The following is an 18,317-nucleotide window of genomic DNA, read 5'->3' as shown; positions in this document are numbered from 1 at the left end:
AAAGGCTATTAACCCATTCGGTAGTTCGGTGCTTCTTTGGTAATTGTCACATCGTGGACGTGGCTTTCTTTAATACCAGCACCACTAATGCGGACAAATTCTGCTTTGGTGCGGAGTTCTTCAATAGTGGCACAGCCGGTTAATCCCATACAGGAGCGTAAACCGCCCATTTGTTGGTGGATAATTTCTTTCAAGTAGCCTTTGTAAGCGATACGCCCTTCAATCCCTTCCGGTACGAGCTTGTCGGCGGCATTATCAGATTGGAAATAGCGATCTGACGAGCCTTTACTCATTGCACCTAATGATCCCATTCCACGGTAGGATTTGAATGCTCTGCCTTGATAAAGCTCAATTTCACCCGGGGCTTCTTCTGTGCCGGCAAACATCGAACCGACCATTACGCAACTTGCACCGGCGGCAATAGCTTTTGAAATATCGCCTGAATAACGAATTCCACCATCAGCAATCACAGGAATGCCTCGATCTTTAAGCGCAGCTGCCGCTTCTGCGATTGCCGTGATTTGTGGCACGCCAACGCCTGTTACAATTCTGGTGGTACAAATTGAACCCGGGCCGATTCCTACTTTCACAGCACTGGCTCCTGCATCAGCTAACGCAATCGCTCCTTCTGCAGTGGCAATATTACCGGCAACAATCGGTAAATCAGGGTATTTTGCACGGGTTTCACGCACACGTTGTAATACACCTTCAGAATGCCCGTGCGAAGAGTCGATTAATAGCACATCGACACCCGCTTTTACTAAAGCATCAATTCGTTCTTCATTGCCCGGACCGGCTCCCACTGCCGCCCCCACACGCAAACGCCCAAACTCATCTTTACAGGCATTCGGTTTGCTTTCCGCTTTTTGGTAGTCTTTTAGGGTAATCATTCCTTTTAACTGAAATTCATTATTCACTACCAGCACTTTCTCCACTCGGTGTTCGTGCATTAAGTGGAAAATTTCTTCACGGCTTGCGTTTTCTTTTACCGTCACTAAACGGTCTTTTGGTGTCATAAATTCACGCACTGTTTTGCTTAAATCCGTGACAAATCGGGTATCACGTCCGGTAATAATTCCCACTAAATTTTGGTTTTCATCAATCACCGGATAGCCTGCAAAACCGTTCTTTTTCACCAATTCAGCCAATTCCGCTAATGTCATATCAGGAGAAATCGTCACTGGCTCAGAAACAATACCACTTTCAAATTTTTTCACTTTACGCACACGGTCTGCCTGGCGTTCAATCGACATATTTTTATGGATAAAACCAATGCCGCCTTCTTGAGCAAGGGAGATCGCAAGCTTAGTTTCTGTAACGGTATCCATTGCAGCAGAAAGCATCGGAATGTTTAAACGAATGGTTTTAGTTAATTGAGTAGAAAGATCAGCAGTATTAGGAAGCACAGTAGAATGTGCCGGGACGAGAAGAACATCATCAAAAGTGAGGGCTTCTTGTTTAATTCGTAGCATTGCAATTATTCCTTAAAAAATGATTAAATTGAAAATCTGTACTGGAAAATTGCGAGCGGATTATACAGAGGAACTAGGTTTCTGTAAATAGGGAAACGTTTACGCTATCTGAAAATATACTTTCAAGCGGTTAAATTTTGTGATTTTTTAGCAAACAATAAATAAAAAACGACCGCTTGTAAGCCAACAAAAAAGAGCGTATCGCTACGCTCTTTTGCTATTTAAAACTATGCTTCTTTTGTCGTTGGGAAATATTTTTCCTCGTCAAATTCACGTAATGGCTTGTGTTCTTGCCCTAAGAAAGTGTAGATAACCGGCAAGATAAACAGAGTAAACAATGTCCCGATTGCCAAGCCTGCTACGATTACCATACCCATACTGAAGCGGGCGATTGCACCGGCACCCACCGCAAACAGAAGCGGAATTAAGCCTGCAATCATTGCTGCCGTTGTCATCATAATTGGGCGTAAACGAATCGTGGCTGCGTGGAAAATAGCTTCATAGCGTGATTTGCCGTGCAGTAACTGCTCTTCTTTCGCCACTTCACACATCAAGATACCGTGTTTAGTAATTAAGCCGACAAGGGTAATTAGACCTACTTGTGAATAGATATTTAAGGTATAACCTGCCGTCCAAATACCGTTGGCGAATGCCATCATATCTTTCGAGCCAGTGCCTGCTGCAATCCCCATAAACAAGCCTTTCATTGCGGTTGGAATGTTCATTACCAACAATGCACCACTCACAGCTAACGGCACAGAAACCAAAATTACTAATGGGTCACGCCAAGATTCAAATTGAATTGCAAGTACAAGATAGATAATGATAACTGCTAGAGCGAAAGTCATTGCCATCGCATTACCTTCTTGAACGAACTGGCGAGATTCACCACGGAAGTCATATTGATAACCTGATGGTAAAGTGCGATCTAATTCTGCTTTCGCCCAATTTACCGCATCGCCGATTGAGCCAGATACTACCCCACCAATGGTGGCCGAGTTTAATTGGCTCATACGAGGTAAAGAAGATGGTGATGTTTTTAATTCCATCGTCACAAATGAACCTAACGGGATAGATTGCCCTGTTGCAGTCGTGACATAGTAATTCATTAAATCTTCAGGATTTAAACGATCATTACGCACCGCTTGCGACACAATCGGGTAAGCACGAGAGTCAATATCGACACGAGTAATAATCGCACCGGATAAGAATGCCCCTAATGTGCCACTCACCTGCTGCATTGTCACGCCATAAGCACCCATTTTTTCACGGTCGAATTTCATATTCATCGTGACCGTATCAAATTTCAAATCTAAATTCGCAAAGAAGAACTGACCGGAAGTTTGGGCTTTTTTCAAGAATTCAGAGGCAACGATTGCCAATTTTTCATAGCTATCAGCGGTAGTAATCACTAATGAGAATGGTAGACCATTTTCACCGGTTGAAATTTCAGGGAATGCAATTGCATTCACGTCCATACCCACCACTTTTTTACCGATTGCAGCCACATCATTAGAAATCGCAGCACGTTCACGGCTACGATCATTCCAATCTTTTAATGCAATAATCGATAATGCACTATTTGCACCATTAAAGCCTGAAACTGTCATTAAGGAAGATACTTCAGGTAATTTAGTTACTTCCTGATTAAATTGGGCTAACGCTGCTTCGGTATAATCTAAATTGGTGTTTGAAGGTCCATTAGAAATACCAACCACAAAGCCACGGTCTTCTGTCGGTGCAACTTCACTGGAAAGTGAGCCAAATAACATCGGTAAACTGGCGAAGATCAGCACCGCAAAGAATAAGACGAAACCACGAACAGCCATAATACCGCTTAGCATATTGGTATAGCAGCTGGTCATTTTATCTAGTGATCTATGCACCACGCGGGCAAATGCTGACTCTTCCCCTTCTTTATGTTCTTTTAATATTCGGCTAGACATCATCGGCGAAAGGGTTAATGCCGCAATCCCCGAAATAAATACCGCACCGGCAAGCGTTAAAGCGAACTCTTTAAATAGTGTCCCTGTTACCCCGGTCATTAATGCCATTGGTGAATATACTGCACCCAGAGTAATAGTCATTGAAATAACCGGTAAAGCAATTTCACGTGTACCGATAATCGCTGCATCAAATGGCGTTTTACCTTCTTTAACGTGACGTTCTACGTTTTCAAGTACGACAATCGCATCGTCCACTACCAAGCCGATCGCTAATACCAACGCCAGCAAAGTAAGCAAGTTGATCGAGAAACCAAACATTTGCAGGAAGAATAATACCCCGATTAAGGAAATCGGAATGGTAATCACCGGTACAATCATTGCTCGTAATGAACCTAAGAACAGGATAATTACTACCAATACAATGACGGTTGCCTCACCAATAGTTTTAATTACTTCTTTGATAGAACTATCAATCGCAATGGTTTTATCGTAAACAATATCTCCTTGAATGGTGCTTGGTAGATTTTTTAATACCTGCTCAAACATCGGATAAATATCTTTCGCTACGGTTAAAGAGTTTGCCGTTGCGGCTACCGAAACAGCAAGCACAACTGCATCTTTACCGCCAACCGTTGCTCTTGCTGCATCTTGGTATTTATCCAGCTCAACAGTCGCAATATCTTTTAATTTGATGGTTTTTCCATCTTTGGTGGTTGAAACCGTAACCTCTTCTAACTCTGTCACAGAAGGCGTGGTAGAAAGTACTTTGTTTCTATAAACCGTATAGTAACCGTTAGAATTACCCGCAGCGGTTTGCAAGTTATTGGCACTTAATGCCGATAATACAGCCGCCCCTGATAGGTTATTGCTCGCCATTTTATCCGGATCAAGCCAGATGCGTAAGCCAAAAACAGAGCCATACACATCAACGCTAGAAACACCATTTACCGTAAAGAACTGTGGTTTTACTACACGGTTAATATAATCGGTAACTTGTGATGTATTAAGTTCATCAGAGACAAATCGGATATACATTAACGCATCATTTGAACCGGTTGAGACTCTAATTGACGGATCATCAATACCGCTCGGTAAATTTGAGCGTACCGCATTCACTTTTGCCGAAATATCGGAAAGTGCGGCATTCGGATCGGTATTTAACTTCATTTTTGCCGTTACCGTAGTGGTACTTGGAGAGCTTGATGAAGTCATATAGTCAATATTATCCGCTTGAGCAACAGCCTCTTCTAACTGTGAGGTAACCAGTGTCTGCATTAAACGTGCATCTGCACCTGAATAGTTAACACTCACGGTTACAATCGAGACCGTCATCTCCGGATATTCACGCACCTGCAATTTTTCGATTGCTTGCAAGCCTAGGATCGTAATCAATAGGCTGATACAAACTGCCAAAACAGGACGTTTAATAAAGATGTCAGTAAATTTCACTTAACTCACTCCACTACAGTTTACTGTTTTTCGCCGGTGTGGTAATGCCTACGGCTTCTGTATCAGAAACTTTAACCAACGCATTATTACTTAAACGTTGTAAACCGCCTGTTACAATCAGATCACCTGCTTTCACGCCTTTGGATAATTGTGAATAGTTTCCTTTGCGGTCAGCCGTTTTCACTTCCATCTGTTTTGCACGGTACATTTTGTTTACATCTAAACTTGGGTTTTGTACCGCCATTTTGTTCACCATTTCTTTATCTTCATCAGATAATGGTTGCAGCACATATACCGTTTCACCATACATAGTGTAAGCGATAGAAATTTGTGGTACGACGATTTGTCCGGTTTCTGTTGGTAAAGCAACATTTAAGCGGGCAAACATACCTGAAAGCAATTTTTCCTGCCCTTCTTCAATCACCGCTTCCACATTAATTAAGCCGGTTAAACGATCCACAGCCGGATCAATAGCCACAATTTTAGCTGGGAAGGTTTGTGCCGGTAACGCATCAATTACGGCTGTCACTTTTTGCCCAATCGAGATTTGCTCTAAATTAGTTTGCGGCAAGGTAAAACGTACTTTCATTGAAGATTGATCTTCCACACGCACAATTTCCGTACCCATTGTAATGTATTGCCCAACATTCACATTCACGATACCCGCTAAACCACTAAACGGAGCATAAATTTGACGGCGTTTAATCGTAGCACGCAATGCCTCGATATTGGCTAATAATTGGTTGTAGGTAGATTGAGCATTATCAAACTCGGCTTTAGAAGCACTGTTTGAGGCAATCAGATTACGGTAACGCTCTAAATTTGCTTTGGCATTCGGTAATTGCGCTTCAGAGGCTCTCAAGTTAGCAATTTCAACACTGCTGTCAAATTCTACTAACAGATCACCTTTTTTCACACGCTGTCCTGAAGTGACCAAAACACGGCTAACCACGCCTGAAGTTTCAGCACTTAACATTGCCCCTTGATTTGGGCGAATATAACCGACCGCAGAAATGGTTGGTGTCCATTCTTGGGTCGTCACTTGCATAGCAGTAACTTCGCTCACCGCCTCCGGCATATTTGCCGCTGCTTCGGCTTTTTTCATTGCCCCGATTTTTTGTAACCCTACGATTGCAGCAAACACAATCAATACGATTAACAATGTGAGTACAATTAAAAACTTTCTGCCTTTACCCAGCTTCTGTGTTTCCGTTGTCATACATTCTCCATAAAACTAATAAAAAGAAACTTAAAAAGTGATTGCTTTCCAAGTGCGTAAAATAATCTCGTCTAAATATCCATCAAACTGATTTTCTTGATTCAGATTTTGCAGATATTGGATATCCACCAATGTGCCGATGCTTAATCCATAAAGCAACTCATTAGGTAGATCAGCAATAATCCTTTGCTTTTTCCCTTCTAAAATTAATTTATTCCAAAAGGAAGTTTCATCAGCTATGGTTTCCCGAATCAATTCATCAATCCCTATCACCGCTTGAAACTGTTTTACCAAATCTAAACGCTCGATTAAAAACTGCCATTTTTTATTGACCAACGCTTTATATTGCTCAAATAACGCCATTTCAGGCTTAAACTCAAAATGCATATAACCGTTATAACATTCGAGTAATTGGGCAGCCAATGAGTGCAATAAATCATCTTTGGTTTTAAAGTAAAGATATAATGTACCGGAAGCGATCCCTGCTTCTTTTGCAATACTACGCATTGAAAGGTTTTGCAAACCTTCTTGCACAATCAGCGACTCGGTTGCCGATAAAATACGGTTTACCATCTCTTATTTTGGCTCGCTTCGCCTAGACATTTTATCTCCTTACCTATAATGAACAGCCGTTCATTTTAGCTTTTTTTATGAAAAAAGAAAGCAGAAAACACCTATCAAATTAAAATAAAATAGTTGCAAAATTCCTCATTTATTGAACAAGCGGTCATTTTTGGCTAAAACTTTGCAAAAATCACTCAAACAATAACGCTTAACGCTACTTTATTATTATTTTTGTGCTACTATTTGTACCTAATTATAGGATCATCTTTATTTCAATATGGCAACGAAATCTAAATACCACACCAAACAATTTGAGCAGCTATTGGCTGACCTCATCGCCACCATAGAAAAGCATAAAGCACCGGTGGATTTATCGTTAATGGCATTAGGCAATATGATAACTAACATTTTAATTGAAAATATTCAAAGCCCGGCACAAAGAGAAGCTCTCGCTGATGCCTTTGCCGATGCATTAAAACAATCACTAAAAACCAAATAAGATGATGTTTGCACGCCTACGCAGTTTATTGCCGACCAATTCTCGCCAATATCGAGAAGAAACCTCACAGAAAATCACGTGGGGGCATTGGTTTGCACTATTTAATATTGTGTTGGCACTACTCATTTCCTCTCGTTACGCATTTAATGCAGACTGGCCGAACACGCTTGTAGGCAAACTTTATTTCTTTGTCAGCCTGTTCGGGCATTTCAGCTTTGTGGTCTTTGCAGGATTTCTATTAATTCTGTTTCCGCTCAGTTTTATTGTTAAGAATCATCGCACCTATCGTGGGCTTTCCGTGATTTTAGCCACCATCGGGCAAACCGTGTTATTGGTGGATACTGAAGTCTTCAAGCAATTTTATCTGCATTTATCACCGCTTGTATGGGATCTGTTAGTTAATCCGGAAGAAGGGGAACTGACCCGTAAATGGCAACTGCTGTTTGTACCAATGCCACTCCTTTTGCTGGCAGAAATGCTCTACTCTCGCTGGTGCTGGCAGAAACTGCGTAGTTTTAGCCGCCAAAAATGGGGCAAATATGTCGCTCTCTTTTTCGTGATCAGCTTTACCGCTACTCATTTAATCTATGCGTGGGCAGATATGAATGCCTACCGCCCGATTACCGCTCAACGAGCAAACTACCCACTTTCTTACCCGATGACGGCTCGTAATTTCTTAGAAAAACACGGTTTTATTGACCGAGTAGAATTTAATCAAGAAATTGAAGAAAGTGGCAGACTAGATACTTTCTATCTGAATTATCCAAAATCTCCCTTGATTGCGACCAAAACGCCCTCAACTAATATTTTACTGATTAATTTATCAGGTTTATCTAAACAGATAATAAATGCCGAAACAATGCCTAAGCTGACAGAAATCAGCCAACAAAGCCACCGCTTTATGCAGCATTACAGTAGTGGTGATTCAGCCTCTGCCGGTGCATTAGGTCTATTTTACAGTTTAAGCGGTAAATATTTGGATTCCGTTTTAGCCGATAAAACCGTGTCACCGCTTATCGAAATCGCTAGAAAATCGGACTATCAATTAGGGCTGTTTTCACATAATGGTTTTGCCGACCCGATTTATCATCAGGCGATCTTCTCTGGTATTTTATTGCCTACGGCGCACAGTAATGTAGGGGCGATTGGGCAATGGAAAAACTGGATCAGCTCTCGCTCATTGGAAAATCCGTTCTTTAGTTATTTAGACTTAAGAATGCCCTTCGCCCACACCGCTCAAGAGCAGGCAAAATTATTAGATTGGCAATTCGCTGAAATCTGGCAACATTTGACCCAAAATGCACTATTGGCGAATACGCTGGTAATCATTACCGCCGATATTAGTAATGAAGTTGGAGCAGAAAATAGCTTCGATAAACAACACATTCAAGTGCCGATGATGTTCTACTGGCAAGGCGAAAGCAAAGAGTACCATTTCCTTTCAAGCCATTTAGATATTATGCCAACCTTACTGAGCCAATTCTTCGGCGTGCAAAATCCGCTGAATGATTATGCACAAGGTATGGATTTAAGCACCCAGAACCAACGTTTATGGGTATCCAGTTCTAATCACAAATGGAATGTGGCGATTATGCCGAATGGCGATCAATATCAAATTGATCGTAAAGGCAACTTTAAGCACTTTAACAGCAATGGCGAACACGAGAAAGATGCTCGACCACCATTAGCGTTGTTCTTACAAATGATTCAACAAAGCAATCAATTTATTGAAAAGTAATGTTCAACAAGCGGTCATTTTTGCAGGAAAATTTGCAAAATTTCAGCAAAATATGACCGCTTGTCACTATCTGAGCTGTCTATATTTCAAGCTAACAAATACAAACCAAACCATTGCTACAAAAGCTGCTCCCCAGTAATGCTCCACCGCCAATGCCTAAATTATAAGTGCCGGAAAAAATTGCAGTTGCGACATCAGTCGCATCAGGGGCAAGTTCAAGCACCTTCATTTGCAACGCAATGCTCATTCCGGTAATGCCAATTCCCCAGACAAAAGCGACCATAAACATTGCCACTGTTGAGTCACTCAAAAACAGTAAACAAAGCTGGCTGCACATAATAATGGCGATCCCGCTTAAGATAAATTTATTCGGGGCTTTGCCATATAACCGACCAAATAAAAAACTTGCCACCACACCTGCCAAGCCAAAAACCAGCAAAATAAAGGTGGTGTTTTCCACACTCACCGAACTGATTTTAATCATAAACGGCTCAATATAGCTGTAAGCGGTAAAATGTCCTGAAACGATCAATGCCACCAGCAAATAAATGCCGATTAACATCGGGCGTTTAAATAACAAAGGCAAACTTTTTATCGAGCCTGCATTTTTGCTTGGTAAATAAGGCAGCAACCGCCAAATCATCATTAGCACAATCAAAGCGATAATCCCAATAATGCCAAAGGTTGCCCGCCAGCCTAAGGCTTGCCCGATCATTCGCCCATAAATAACATCAGCAACAGCCGTTTTCTTTCCATATTCGCCGTGAGTAACATCAACGGTAACGATAATAAAAATACCACCCACGCATAAACCGTCATCATAATGCCTGCCGATGAAGGCTCCATTTGGAAACTGCTTGCAATGTCTGAAAGCAATGCAATAGGAATAAATTCGGTGGTGTTTACTATAAAAGCCGCAAAGGCAAGACTAAATACTCTAAGGAACGATAATCTCCGTTGAGCTTTTCGAGCAAGTTTCATATTAATTAAATCCGAGAAAAACACATTTATTTTCAAAATTTTAAAAATAAATGTAAAAACAAAATCAAATTTCCAAATTTCTGAAAATAAAAAGATTGCCAATGTTTCCATCAACAATCTTTTTATACATATTTAGATTAAAGTGCTAAGTTTTATTTAGCAAAGCCTTTTAAACCAACAACGTGAACATACTCTTGGTTATTGGTGATTTTACGCACCAATTTATAAGTTGTGCCTCGTTCAGGGCTAATATTTTCAGGGGCTGCAATTAATAACTGCATATCCAAACGTTCGCAGAGTTCAAATAGCGTATTAATTGAGGTAGCATCTAATCGAGCCGCTTCATCTAAGAACAATAAGCGAGCCGGTAGAATATCTTTGGCACGCATACGGCGAGCTTCTTCTTCCCAGCTTTGAACTACCATTAAGAGAATCGACATACCTGTACCGATCGCCTCACCGGTCGATAATGCACTACTTTCTGCACGCATCCAGCCGTCTGCACCACGGAAGGTTTCCACTTCTAAATCTAAGTAGTTACGGTAATCCAATAACTCTTCACCAATGGTCTGTGGTGTACGTTGCCCCATCTCAATATGAGGGTTCACCCGTTTATACAACATCGCTAAGGCTTCGGAGAAGCTCAGTTTTTGGCTGTCGAATAAATCTTTGTGTTCCTCACGATTATTGGATAACGCATTGAGTAAAATAGCGTGCGTATCTCGGATATTCACCACCAAACGCACCCCTTTTACCTGACCGAATGCAATATTTTGTAAACCTTGGTTCAGTTGCAAAATGCGTTGTTGTTCACGCTGAATGGTTTTACGTAAAATATTTGCCACACTTTCCGCACTGATCGCCAGTTTTTTCTCACGACCGGTTAATTCATTGGTTAAGCGTGAAAGCTCGATTTCCATCTGCTCAATCGCATCAATCGGATCATCGGTTTTGATAATGTCTTGGCGAATCCGCTCACGCAAATGCTGATAAACCGCAATAAAGAACGCCACTTTGTTTTCCGGCTTGCGACTATCTTCAGAAGCCCGCAAGCTATCACGTAGGTATTCATTATCCGCCACGGCGGTGCGTAATGCCCCGAGAGCTTTATCCGAAATCGAACGTAATTCTTCAGCCGATTGATAAGCCAATTCACGGCGATTTAAACGTTTTTCCACATCGCTGTTACGAGATAAACGTTGCACAATACACCAGCTGGCTTTTGCCTGCACCACCAATTCACGTTGTGTATGATAATCACGTTCGGCTTTACGTAAGGTGCGGTTAAGGTTATCCATTTCCGCCTCGATCACCGCAATTTGTTTATCTAAATAACCTTTGCGGGAACGTTGCTGGCTTAAACGTTGTTGCAATTCATCACGGCGGAATCTGGCTCGCTCTTCCGCTCCGCTATCACCACGCACGCCCAAATCGTCAATTTCACGAATTAACTCTTGTAGCATTTGGTTTTTCGCCTCATAAGAACTGCGTAAGCCGGTCAATACTTGGTTATATTGTGAAAGTTGAGCTTGAGCTTGACGCAGCTGATCACGAGCCTGTTCACGCTCACGTTGTGCATTTTCCAAACGTTGGCGTAGCTGTTCGGTTAATGCAGAGCCTTCTGTACCCACCGTTTCTTGATAGCTAAAATGGAGGCGGCGATTCATTACATCAGCCAAGCTGAACACTTTTTGCTGTAACACTTTTTGCTCGGCAACTGAACGGCGGTAATCGGCTTCCAACTGTTCAAATAAAGCCGGATCACTTTTTAATGCGGCTGCAATCGGCTCAAGTTGGCTTAATGTTGCTCCAAATTGGCGGATAAACATTTCATCTTCTTCTGCCAATTCTAATTGCTCACGACATTCCTCCGCTCGTGCTTCCAGCGTTTCATCGGCTAATAAATTCGCAAGCGGTAGAATTTTATTCAACATTTGCAACTGGGCTTTTACGCTTTCTAATTGGTGACGTAATTGCTGTTCGTTACCGGCTGATTGTGCCAATTCACGTTCAATTTCTGCCCGTTCTGCCGCAATCTCTTGCATTAACATTTCAGGGTTTTCTTGGAACGCTAAATTTAAGTGCGTGCCGATAAATTGGCTTAAGTGTTGATGTAAACGCTGGCATTTCTGCACATCAAAGGCACGTTCAGCGTGTTTTTCTGCGGTTTCATCACGCTCTGCTTTTAAAGTCGCTAAATGTTTTTCACGAGCAGCACGTCCGAATAACGGCACTTCAGGGAATTTAGAATAACGCCATTGGCGATCGGAGACTTTCACCACCACGCCTTCGCCTAATTCCTCGGCACTAAATACCGCATCGTCAAAGGCGGACGGATCACCTTCAATTAAATAAAGATCACTTGGGCAATCGTCTAATTTCTCTAGCTGTGTTTTAACCGCCTCTAAATCACGCACTACAATAGCGTGGCGAGCCTCGCCGTATAAGGCGGAGAAATAAGGCGCATCTTCAATTGATACATCATCATATAACTCAGAGAGTAACACTCCACCAAAACGTTCTGCCAACTGGTTTAAGCGGGCGTCTTCCGAGCCGTCCGGCTGGCTTAAGCGATTAATTTGCTCATCAAGCAGTTGTTCTTTACGAGCCAATTCATCACGAGCAAGGGTGGCTTCACGCTCTTTGCTCAGCATATTTTGCATAAACTGCATCACTGATTGGCTGGCTTCAAACTTCTCGCCACATTGCTCTTCTAAACGAGTCAGAGCCGATTGTGCCGTATGCCAAGCCGGTGCATTCTTCGCTAATTGCTGATATTGTTGATTAAGCTGTTCACGTTGTTGGCGTTGGGTTGAACGTTGTTCTACAAAGTCCGAAAGCTCTGCCTCTAAATCTTCTAGGCGAGCTTGCTGCTCTTCAAAATAGGCGTCTAATTCTTCCGCTGAATTGAGTTGTTGTTGCGATTTTTGGTTAAATTCCGCCACTAAACGCTGGGCATTTTGCTGTTGTTGCAAACGCTGTTCTAAATCGTTGAGTTTTTGACGTAAACTCACCGCTTGCTGAGCTTGCATTTTTTGCTCAGGGAAGGCAGAAAGTAACGCACGAGCCTCTTCCCACGCTTGCAAGCGGTCAATTTCACCGGAAATTTTGCAAACCGATTCAAACGCTTTTTCAAATTGGGTTTTCGCCATATCCGACACGCTTAAACGTTGTTCCAGCTCAAATACTTGATCGGTAAGATCTTCGGCTTGAGCCACAAATTCTGCGTGGTAATCTTCAATATTATTTAAATCTAAATTCACTAAGCCGGTTAGCTGTTTGGCTTTTTCTAACGCATTCACCGCTTGTTGGTATTGCAATGCACGAGTTTGCTGTGCATCTAAGGCTTGTTGGTAATCCGCCATTTGAGAACGCAATTCTTCAACGTAATCATCTGCCTCATCCGCACGAGCCTGAGCATTTTCGGCAATTTCCGCAATTTCTTCCAATGCCTCTTGCTGTTCTTCCAGCTTAATATTCAGCTCTTCAACTTCGTCTTGGTAGCGTTCGATTTTCTCTTGGTGGCGTAACGCATTCATCACTAAATTTAGATGATCGTTCGCACTATTGTAATCCGCCTCTAACGCCTGCTCTGCTTCGGCAATATCCGCACTTTCACGGCTAAATTCCACAAAGCGTTGCTGTTCGAGCAAAATTTTGGATTTTGCCGCATACCACTCTTTGCGTTGCTCTAAGGCTTGTTGTACATTGCCACGGCGTTCATTCGCATTACGCATATAATCCGCCGACACATAATTGGTCGATTCGGTAATTAAGCGTTTGAACATATCCCGATCCGATTGCGTGACCTTAATCGCCTCTAAGGTCATACGGTTTTCACGCAGAGCGGATTCCATATCTTGGAACGCTTGGCGAACGCCCGTATTTTCCGGCAACAAGTAATCACGCAAGGATTTGGTGATCACACTTGAAATACCACCATAAAGCGAGGCTTCGATTAATTTGTAGAATTTGCTACGGTCGGCTGCCGAACGAAGGCGTTTTGGGATTACGCCCAAATCGAACATAAAACTGTGGTAATCAGTAATCGAATGGTACTGTTTGAATTGGACTTCGCTGTTCTCAAATTGATCTTTGAGTTCATTTAACGCCAGCACTCGAGCCTTATTCCCCACTTGTTCGGTCAGTAGGCTGATAATGCTTTGCTCTTGAGGAATATTCTGGAGCGAGAACGAACGAATATCGACTTTTTTATCCCGTCCGACAATTTGTTGCAAACGCACGCCGGTAATAATCCGTTGCCCACGGGAATTGAATGACTCTAACACCGCATAGCAAACACCCGCTTTTAACTTACCGTATAAGCCTTTATCACGAGAACCGGCGGTTGAGCCTGCTTCAGTCGTATTACGGAAATTAAGCAAGGTTAAATCTGGGATCAAGACGGTCACAAACCCTGCCATTGTGGTAGACTTACCTGCCCCGTTACCGCCTGAAAGCGTGGTCACTAAGTCATCTAAATCAAAGGTTCGAGCAAAAAAACCGTTCCAGTTAATCAGCGTTAAAGAGAGAAATTTACCGCGTTGTACATCATTCGGGCGTGCAAGCGGTGCAATTTGAGGATTATTTTGCAATTCTGTGGTATCAATCATTATGTTTTCTCACTAATTGTCCTAGCACGCTAAAGCGTACTAGGTTAGGTATAGGTGAGTAGCTCCGCTACTCTAATCGCAACCTCAGCCTTGGAGGGCTGCTTTATGCTTAACCTAGTTCGGCTTTACCGTGTCTAGGGCAGACTCATTAAATGCTGAATCTATTCGAATGAAATCACTCATTTTCTCCGTCAAAGGGGGCTTCATCTGCAATATTTTCATCTATTTCAACCGCTTGTTCGTTTAACAACGCAGGGGTTGTCGCTTCACCATCACGAATTAAGCGAAGCTGTGCCTCTCTTGGGTCATCACCGGTACGCACATCAGCCCCAAAACGGAAGACCGATTCTGAAATCACAAATTTTTTGCTGTTTTGCTCGCCTACTCGGGTAATAATGCCGATACGGGCTAATCTGCGTAACGCTCCGCCGACTTTTTCTGCCAGCTTGGCACGGTCTAAATCGGAACCGGTCGAACGTGGGTTTACCGCTTTTAATAATTTGCTTTCATCGGCAAGACTGAGTAATTCTTCATACACATCATCTTGGCTGAAAATCCCCTGCTGAGCCAAACGTTCCGGACTTAAATAGAGGTAGCACAACACCTTACCCACTAACATTTCCATTTCTGACATTGCCGAACGGGCAATTAGTGTCGAGGCTTTCGGGCGTAGGTAGAAAAAGCCTTCCGGTGCTCGAATCAACTCAACGTGATAACGGCGGTAAAAACTCTCTAGTTCCGCTTGAAAATCCATCAAAAAGACGTGTTGGTCAAGCTGCTCGGTATTGATATGGCGACCGGCTCGTAATTGGCTGTCTAGCTCCGGAAAAATCGGGTTGGCAATCGCAAGTGCCAGTTTCGGGGAAATGAAATCTTGGATATTCTCTGTCATTGTCATTCTCTTCAATTTTGCAAAATTCTGGGTAAAAACGACCGCTTGTTATTTATTGTATTGGTCGATAACATTCGCCTGCACTTCCGCCCCTTGCTCGTTAATCGGCTGCCATTGTGGGTAAACGGCTTGGCTATCTTGGCTTGCCATACCTAACTTAACAGCTTGATCGACAATAATACGAGCCACGTCAAAATGGCGGGATTCCGGGAATCGGGCAAGCTGTTCACGCAAGATAACGCCTAAATCTATCGGTTTACCTTCAGCACGGAACGGCGCTAAATGAGCTTGCATTGCCGAAACAATTTGCTCTTGCACATCTGAAAGCGACTCATACTCTAACTCACTTGGCAACTCGCCCACCGATTCTGCCTCATTTAACATTGCTTCATCATCACGCAAGTCCAGTAACGAATCGGCTTTTGCAGTATAAAGCAACCAAGGGCTGTTGTAATAATCTTGAATCGATTGGCGTAACCGTTGCCCGAATACACGGTTTTTGTCCATATCAATCGCTGTACGAATAAATTTATGCACATGGCGGTCATAGCCGATCCAAAGATCGATAGCTTGTTGTCCCCAGCTGATAATACGGTCTAACTTATTTTGTAGATTCACAATCAGCTGATCGATAAAATCCAAATCATTACGAGCCATCAGGCAACTTTGAATCCGCAATAATTGAGCTTGCAGTTTATCACCAGCGGCATTTAAGGTATCTTGCAACTCACGCAAATTCCCCGAGGTTTCGTCTAACAATTGCTCACAACTCATAATTGCTTCGTGCCAGTTTTGGCTAAGCAGTTCGGCTATTCGTTCACGGATTTGGTGCTGATTTTCGTCCATAATCCGTTGTGAAAGATCGATGCTGTCAAAGATTTCGGCCACCGAATATTTCAATGGGGCAAACACATTATTTCGCCAAAAACGTTCATCTTGTGCCTGCTCTATTCCCTCTTCCGCTGCTACTGAAGCTCGCTGAATTTCATCTGCCACAATCGAAAGTTGAATCGATAAACGCAGGGTAGAAAATTCCCGCTGGCGAACGTAATAATTTGAAATTCCCACCCCTAACGGCGTAACACGATAAATCGCCAAACCTTCCGTAAATTCGCTACTAAAACGGTTTAACAACCGTTGTCTGACTAAATCATTAATCGCATTATTGGCACGCTGGGTAAAAGTGGCATCAGATTGCTCAAACGAATTTGAAACATAACGGAAAAGATCAATAAGATCACTTTCTAACAATTCACCATCTGTCTGTTCTTGGTTATAAATAGAGATAGCAAGTAGAAACGCTAAGCGGTCGGAAGAAAGCGAAAGTGAAAATTCACGATCTTTCGTCCAAGAGATGAGTTCTGGAATAGTCTGTGCCAATTCGTTCTGCATACGGGCTTAATCTTTAATTTCTATACAAAAATGGTATTTATTGTAACTGAATGTAATCAAAATGGGAATGGATAAAACGCAGACAAGAGAAATGAACAATATAAGCGGTCAAATATGGGTGATTTTTTGCAAAAAGTATTTTAAAGGTAAATGAATCCGAAAATTTATTATCACTACGCTAATTTATGATACCATAAATAGAAAGGACTGGATCCAATAGAATATCAGACCTTAGATCATAGTCTAAACTCTAAGGCTTAGAGTGATTTAGCTAACTCTTTAATAAATGCTTTAAATTCTTTTCCGCATTTGTCATGATTTAAACTATATTCTACAAATGCTTTCATATAGCCGACTTTATCACCACAATCAAATGAGCGCCCTGTCATATGAAAAGCTTCAACCGTTTCTTGGTGAATCAACATATCAATTGCATCCGTCAGCTGGATTTCATCACCTACGCCTACTGGCGTTTTTTCTAATAAATTCCAAATATTTGAGGAAAATACATAACGTCCTACTACCGCTAAATTAGAAGGCGCCTCTTCAATACTTGGTTTTTCAACCATTTTCGCAATAGGCGCTGCCCCCCCGAGAGGGATATCTACACCATGGCAGTCAGCAACCCCATAGCTACTTACATTTTCCATTGGAACCGGCGCAACCATAATTTGGCTATATCCGGTTTCTTGGAAACGCTTCACCATCGCAGCTAAATTTTCCGTTTTTTGGTTTGCTGTAAATTCACCAAGTAATACATCTGGTAATACAACCGCAAACGGTTCATCGCCAACCACTGTTCGTCCACATAGAACCGCATGACCTAAACCTTTGGCTTGCCCTTGGCGAACGTGAATTAAGGTAACATCTTTTGGTACAATAGAACGTACATCATCTAATAATTGACGTTTTACTCGTTTCTCCAGCATCGTTTCCAATTCAAAAGAGGTATCAAAATGGTTTTCGATAGCATTCTTTGAAGAGTGAGTAACCAATACAATTTCTTTAAAACCTGCAGCCACACATTCATTTACAATGTATTGAATAAGAGGTTTATCTGCAAGGGTAAGCATTTCTTTTGGAATAGCTTTGGTTGCGGGTAACATGCGCGTTCCCAATCCAGCAACAGGAATAATGACTTTCATTTGGAATCCTTTGATGACTTAACATATTAGATATAACTGAAATAAACCGCTTAGACATAACAAGCGGTCAATTTTCAGAAAATTTTGCATTGCCTGCTTCGCTGTTATCATCTAGCAGCTTTACAGTTAAAATGCTTATTCCGCATTTTCCTCTTCTACTGAGGCTTTTATTCTTTCATAAATCTCTCGGCGGTGTACAGAGATTTCTTTTGGTGCATTCACACCTAATTTAACTTGATTTCCTCGGATGCTGAGTACCGTAATCTCAACATCATCTCCTACGAGTAAAACTTCCCCAATCTTACGAGTTAGAATAAGCATAATTGTCTCCTAAAAAGTGAAAAACTCTATAAATACTTAAATATAGAGTAAAGTTTTAAAGGCGAGTTCAGCTCGCCTTGTTATTA

The 18,317-nt window shown here is 42.1% G+C and carries 11 protein-coding genes and 1 pseudogene; 2 read left to right on the top strand and 10 right to left on the bottom strand.

Translation table 11 applies throughout. The annotated features are described in order from the left end of the window. Positions 1 to 8 precede the first annotated feature (8 nt). From guaB to EDC41_RS04885, 4 genes are all read right to left on the bottom strand, one after another. A complete protein-coding gene (guaB, locus tag EDC41_RS04900) occupies positions 9 to 1,472 on the bottom strand; it encodes an IMP dehydrogenase (RefSeq protein WP_006252792.1) in 1,464 nt (487 codons plus the stop codon). 227 nt (positions 1,473 to 1,699) lie between these two features. Then, entirely contained in the window at positions 1,700 to 4,867 is a 3,168-nt protein-coding gene (locus EDC41_RS04895; protein ID WP_006248133.1) for an efflux RND transporter permease subunit, read from the bottom strand. A 13-nt stretch (positions 4,868 to 4,880) separates the two neighbouring features. After that, entirely contained in the window at positions 4,881 to 6,086 is a 1,206-nt protein-coding gene (locus tag EDC41_RS04890; RefSeq protein WP_006248134.1) for an efflux RND transporter periplasmic adaptor subunit, read from the bottom strand. 30 nt (positions 6,087 to 6,116) lie between these two features. Continuing rightward, positions 6,117 to 6,659 carry a TetR/AcrR family transcriptional regulator gene (locus EDC41_RS04885; RefSeq protein WP_115262407.1) on the bottom strand — a complete coding sequence of 181 codons (543 nt, stop codon included), beginning with the start codon at positions 6,657 to 6,659 and terminating at the stop codon, positions 6,117 to 6,119. Between the two features lie 268 nt (positions 6,660 to 6,927). Between EDC41_RS04885 and EDC41_RS04880 the strand changes: the two genes are divergently transcribed. Further along, positions 6,928 to 7,149, top strand: a complete 222-nt coding sequence (locus EDC41_RS04880) for a YejL family protein (protein WP_006248136.1) — start codon at positions 6,928 to 6,930, stop codon at positions 7,147 to 7,149. Between the two features lie 4 nt (positions 7,150 to 7,153). Beyond that, complete coding sequence (locus tag EDC41_RS04875) at positions 7,154 to 8,887, top strand: DUF3413 domain-containing protein (protein ID WP_006253659.1); 1,734 nt, start codon at positions 7,154 to 7,156, stop codon at positions 8,885 to 8,887. Positions 8,888 to 8,953: 66 nt separating this feature from the next. Here EDC41_RS04875 and EDC41_RS04870 read toward each other — a convergent pair. The 6 genes and pseudogenes from EDC41_RS04870 to csrA form a co-directional block, all read right to left on the bottom strand. Next, a pseudogene (locus EDC41_RS04870) lies at positions 8,954 to 9,868 on the bottom strand (MFS transporter). A gap of 152 nt (positions 9,869 to 10,020) precedes the next feature. Then, complete coding sequence (mukB, locus tag EDC41_RS04860; RefSeq protein ID WP_006251536.1) at positions 10,021 to 14,481, bottom strand: chromosome partition protein MukB; 4,461 nt, start codon at positions 14,479 to 14,481, stop codon at positions 10,021 to 10,023. 175 nt (positions 14,482 to 14,656) lie between these two features. Further along, positions 14,657 to 15,373, bottom strand: a complete 717-nt coding sequence (mukE, locus tag EDC41_RS04855; RefSeq protein ID WP_020824088.1) for a chromosome partition protein MukE — start codon at positions 15,371 to 15,373, stop codon at positions 14,657 to 14,659. A 48-nt stretch (positions 15,374 to 15,421) separates the two neighbouring features. Then, on the bottom strand, positions 15,422 to 16,765 hold the full coding sequence (gene mukF / locus EDC41_RS04850; RefSeq protein WP_006248140.1) for a chromosome partition protein MukF: 1,344 nt from the start codon (positions 16,763 to 16,765) through the stop codon (positions 15,422 to 15,424). 257 nt (positions 16,766 to 17,022) lie between these two features. Then, positions 17,023 to 17,910: a UTP--glucose-1-phosphate uridylyltransferase GalU gene (galU, locus tag EDC41_RS04845; protein ID WP_020824090.1), complete on the bottom strand. Its 888-nt coding sequence runs from the start codon at positions 17,908 to 17,910 to the stop codon at positions 17,023 to 17,025. Between the two features lie 135 nt (positions 17,911 to 18,045). Next, positions 18,046 to 18,231: a carbon storage regulator CsrA gene (csrA, locus tag EDC41_RS04840; protein WP_006248142.1), complete on the bottom strand. Its 186-nt coding sequence runs from the start codon at positions 18,229 to 18,231 to the stop codon at positions 18,046 to 18,048. Positions 18,232 to 18,317 lie beyond the last annotated feature (86 nt).

The organism is Mannheimia haemolytica (genome assembly GCF_004342115.1).
GTDB classification, from domain to species: Bacteria; Pseudomonadota; Gammaproteobacteria; order Enterobacterales; family Pasteurellaceae; genus Mannheimia; species Mannheimia haemolytica.
This window is presented reverse-complemented; position numbering and strand designations above follow the sequence as displayed.

Bases quoted from the DNA above. Each gene is read 5' to 3' on its own strand.
- mukE (WP_020824088.1), bottom strand. From the start codon at position 15,373: ATGACAGAGAATATCCAAGATTTCATTTCCCCGAAACTGGCACTTGCG.
- EDC41_RS04890 (WP_006248134.1), bottom strand. From the start codon at position 6,086: ATGACAACGGAAACACAGAAGCTGGGTAAAGGCAGAAAGTTTTTAATT.
- mukF (WP_006248140.1), bottom strand. From the start codon at position 16,765: ATGCAGAACGAATTGGCACAGACTATTCCAGAACTCATCTCTTGGACG.
- mukB (WP_006251536.1), bottom strand. From the start codon at position 14,481: ATGATTGATACCACAGAATTGCAAAATAATCCTCAAATTGCACCGCTT.
- guaB (WP_006252792.1), bottom strand. From the start codon at position 1,472: ATGCTACGAATTAAACAAGAAGCCCTCACTTTTGATGATGTTCTTCTC.
- EDC41_RS04875 (WP_006253659.1), top strand. From the start codon at position 7,154: ATGTTTGCACGCCTACGCAGTTTATTGCCGACCAATTCTCGCCAATAT.
- EDC41_RS04885 (WP_115262407.1), bottom strand. From the start codon at position 6,659: ATGGTAAACCGTATTTTATCGGCAACCGAGTCGCTGATTGTGCAAGAA.
- EDC41_RS04880 (WP_006248136.1), top strand. From the start codon at position 6,928: ATGGCAACGAAATCTAAATACCACACCAAACAATTTGAGCAGCTATTG.
- csrA (WP_006248142.1), bottom strand. From the start codon at position 18,231: ATGCTTATTCTAACTCGTAAGATTGGGGAAGTTTTACTCGTAGGAGAT.
- galU (WP_020824090.1), bottom strand. From the start codon at position 17,910: ATGAAAGTCATTATTCCTGTTGCTGGATTGGGAACGCGCATGTTACCC.